The sequence below is a fragment of the Pseudanabaena sp. SR411 genome (assembly GCF_002251945.1).
Taxonomy (GTDB): Bacteria; Cyanobacteriota; Cyanobacteriia; order Pseudanabaenales; family Pseudanabaenaceae; genus Pseudanabaena.
In genome coordinates, this window is the sequence record NZ_NDHW01000201.1 from 1 (window position 1) to 3,282 (window position 3,282).

Genomic DNA, 3,282 nt, shown 5'->3' on the forward strand with positions numbered 1-3,282 from the left:
GCTGATTGCCTTGATTAAAAAGCCGATCTGCCTGTGCTTTGCGGTCTTGAGTTGTTTGCGACTGAGCAGTCATCAAAGCCAGATCGGGCGGCGACACCATGCCTAAAATCCCAGTCATAGCCACAAACATCAACGCATAAAACCGCGAAGCCTTAACAAAACCTTTGCGATAATGTAGATTCATAGCCGTATTACCGATCTGCGTGCTTACAAGCTTACCTACATTTTCAGATATTCACCATATGCAATTTTTAATAAAAAATCTCGTAGGCGCGAAGCATTACCGCCACCATCCACGCAGATCACCCCAAATCACAAAACGGTAATGCTTCGCCCAAACCCCACAACGTAGGGACAATTTATCTGTGCATAGCCAAAAGGGTTCTGCATTTGCGTATAGAGTTTTTCTGTGAAGAGATTCAAAACATTGGCGCAAATGCAAAACCCCTAAAGGTAATCATCAAATCAACCCTAACGCGCCTTTAACCACGCATCCAAATCTGCAACCTTCTCAAAATCCAACACCGCCTCCGCCAACTCCTCCAAATGCTCCGCCGATAGCTTATCCAGTCTTCTCGAAGTCTTCAGTGTCACCTTACCAAATTTTCGTGTTAATAGTCGCACCGCAACCTGTTTAAGCGCCTGTTGCCGCCCCAAAATCTGACCACGCTGTGTCCCAATTTTCTCACCCTCAAGCTTGCCCTCAAGCTTGCCACGCTGTTCACCAATTTTTTCACCCTCAAGCTTTGCATCCCGATATACCCTTGTTTTTTTGAGATCACCTAACGTAAACATCGCTTCAACCTCCTCTCGACTCATTTGGGGAAACTTGTACAGCAAAACTGTCTCAATAAATTCTACCATCCTTTCTCTATCATCTCGTCCCACCTGACCAGCTAACCTTTGCGCTAAAGCTATGGTTTCCCTCTTGGGCGAAACGATCAGCCTCACAAGCCCCAAATTCAGCGACTCATCCTCTGGCAACTCATCAAGATATACCCGCACAATATGCCCACTCTTAAATAGCATCCTAAATTGCTTTGGGATTTCTGGCTCAATACTCCGTTTTGCAAAAATGGCGACGGCTTGCCAATCATGCTCTGGCTTGTATTGACTCAAATACAGAAATATTTCGCCAACAAACTCCCAATAAAATTCCGCACGTTTTTGAAACTGCACCTCTACAAACCAGATATTTTTATCCAGTGATTCAGGGATAAAAATACCATCAAAGCGAAAGGCTTTTTCTTTAATTTCCACAGACGTAAAACGATAGCCCTCCGAAGCTTCAGGTGGTAGTCCCACTAGCTCAAACAATAAGCCCTCAAAGGTTTGAAATAGCTGAAAGAAGATGGTGTCAGTACGCATCAGTCTATATTATCTAATCGCGATCGCTTTCTGCAACATCAAGGCGATCGCAAGAAAAACATGTAGTTTTTTGCACGATTATTGCTTATAGCCCATTCCCAATCAAAATAAACGCTGACCAGTAGAACGGATGCGAGAATTGTCCACTGGTCGCATTTGGCAACGTTCCCACAACTCTGATACTAGCGCGATCGCTACCCATTCCTTTGTTATCACTATGAATCATTGCGATCTGCGCCTGACGCAATGCCTCCGATGATGACATATCCTTCTGTTTTAAACTCTCGTATAGCTTCTGCATTAACGCCTGTGTACCCTCATCACTCACCTTCCATAATGAGGCAATGGAAGCTCCCGCCCCCGCACTCTGGATTTGATAACCCAAGCCTAAAATCTCAATACCATTGCCAACTTTGCCCCCGATCGCAGTTTCACAGGCACTCAAGACAACTAGCTCCACATTGGTTAACGTCCATTGTTTGATATCCGCGATCGAGGCAAAGCTACTATCACCAAATACGATAAACGATTCCTCTGGCTGACCCACGGCAAAATAGCCATGTGTCGCTAAATGCACGATTGTATTGCTTTGCATCCTCGGGACTGTATCGGTTTTGTTAAATTGACGATCCAGCAAAATCGTAGTTCTAGGGATAAGAGAGGCGATCGCTTCAACTTCGGTTTTCGTGGCAGGTAAAGCACCAAAGGCGATCGAGTTGACATTTTGACTATTCGTAGCGGCGGCAGCTAGAACGCGAGGTTGCTTATAGGTTCTTGGTCTGAGATTGGTGAGAGAGCTGGCGGTAATGTTGTTAATGCGATAGCGTTCGACTAGCCATTGCTTGCCATCATAGAGCGCCGCGAGGGGAATGTACCGCAGTTGTCCATCGGGTGCGTAGATAATCGTTTGGATTTTTGCTTCTTCTAGTTCTTTCTCAAAGGGCTTAATCAAATAATTATAGAATTTCTGTCCATCATCTTTGACATTTGAAGAAGAAGGATCTCGTAAGCTACTCATAAAGTCTGAAATAGATTTGTTGAGTTCCTCACGTTTGAGATTAATGGTTTTACGAATTGGTGGTGTCGTTGCTGTAATCAAGATTAGTTCGAGGCGATCGTCGAGGATGAGGGGATAGAAGAGAGCAGCATTTTTAACTTGAGAGAGGCTTTCGCGCAGTCGATTATATTCTTCGAGATCGACATTTTTGGCTTTCTCTAGACTCAGTTGCTTGATCTGTTTTTGGACTTTAGGACTTTGTAAAAAGGCATTAAACTGTTGGTTGCGATCGCTTTCTTGGTTGGTGAGATAGGCAAGTCTTTGCTCTTGAGTTGGAGTTAGGCGATCGAGCTTTTGGAGTTCAGCAAGTTCATTGCCGAGGGCAATAATGTTTTGTTCGGGGCGTTGGATATCGACTCCTTTGGCGGTTTGGCTGTTACCGCGCACAGTTTTAAGATAGTCGCTGAGTTCTTGGACTTTGAGCAGATCAAGGACTTGTTGCGCTTCGAGAATGCGGTCTTGTTTGAGCAGGAGGTCGGCGAGGTCGCGATAGGTCTTTTCGATTGTGGCTAGATAGGATTTTTGGATGTCTTTATCGAGTTTGCTAATGTCTTTGCGGATTGCTTCGCGGACATTGATCGATTGTTTGTAAAAGAGAATCGCTAGTTCGGGGCGTTTAGCTTTGGATAATACATTTCCTAGATTTGCGAGTACATAACTTTCGTTGCTTCTATCGCCAATCTCTCTAAAAATGGTTAACACTTGCTGATAGGAAATCATCGCTTCTTGATCGCGATTTAATTTTTCGTAGACCTCGGCTAAATTAGTTATTGCTATTCCCTCACCGAGACGGTCTTTGATTTCCCGCGCGATCGCTAAGTGTTGCAGAAAGAACTCGATCGCTTTGTCATATTTGC

3 protein-coding genes are annotated in these 3,282 nt (G+C 44.5%); all 3 read right to left on the reverse strand.

Annotated elements, in window-relative coordinates:
• On the reverse strand, window positions 1-184 hold a 184-nt coding region (locus tag B9G53_RS21910; RefSeq protein ID WP_141211848.1), incomplete at its 3' end, for a hypothetical protein.
• A gap of 287 nt (window positions 185-471) precedes the next feature.
• Complete coding sequence (locus B9G53_RS21915) at window positions 472-1,368, reverse strand: Rpn family recombination-promoting nuclease/putative transposase (RefSeq protein ID WP_094535592.1); 897 nt, start codon at window positions 1,366-1,368, stop codon at window positions 472-474.
• Window positions 1,369-1,453: 85 nt separating this feature from the next.
• Window positions 1,454-3,282 (reverse strand): CHAT domain-containing protein (locus tag B9G53_RS21920; protein ID WP_141211849.1); only part of this gene is annotated, 1,829 nt, incomplete at its 5' end.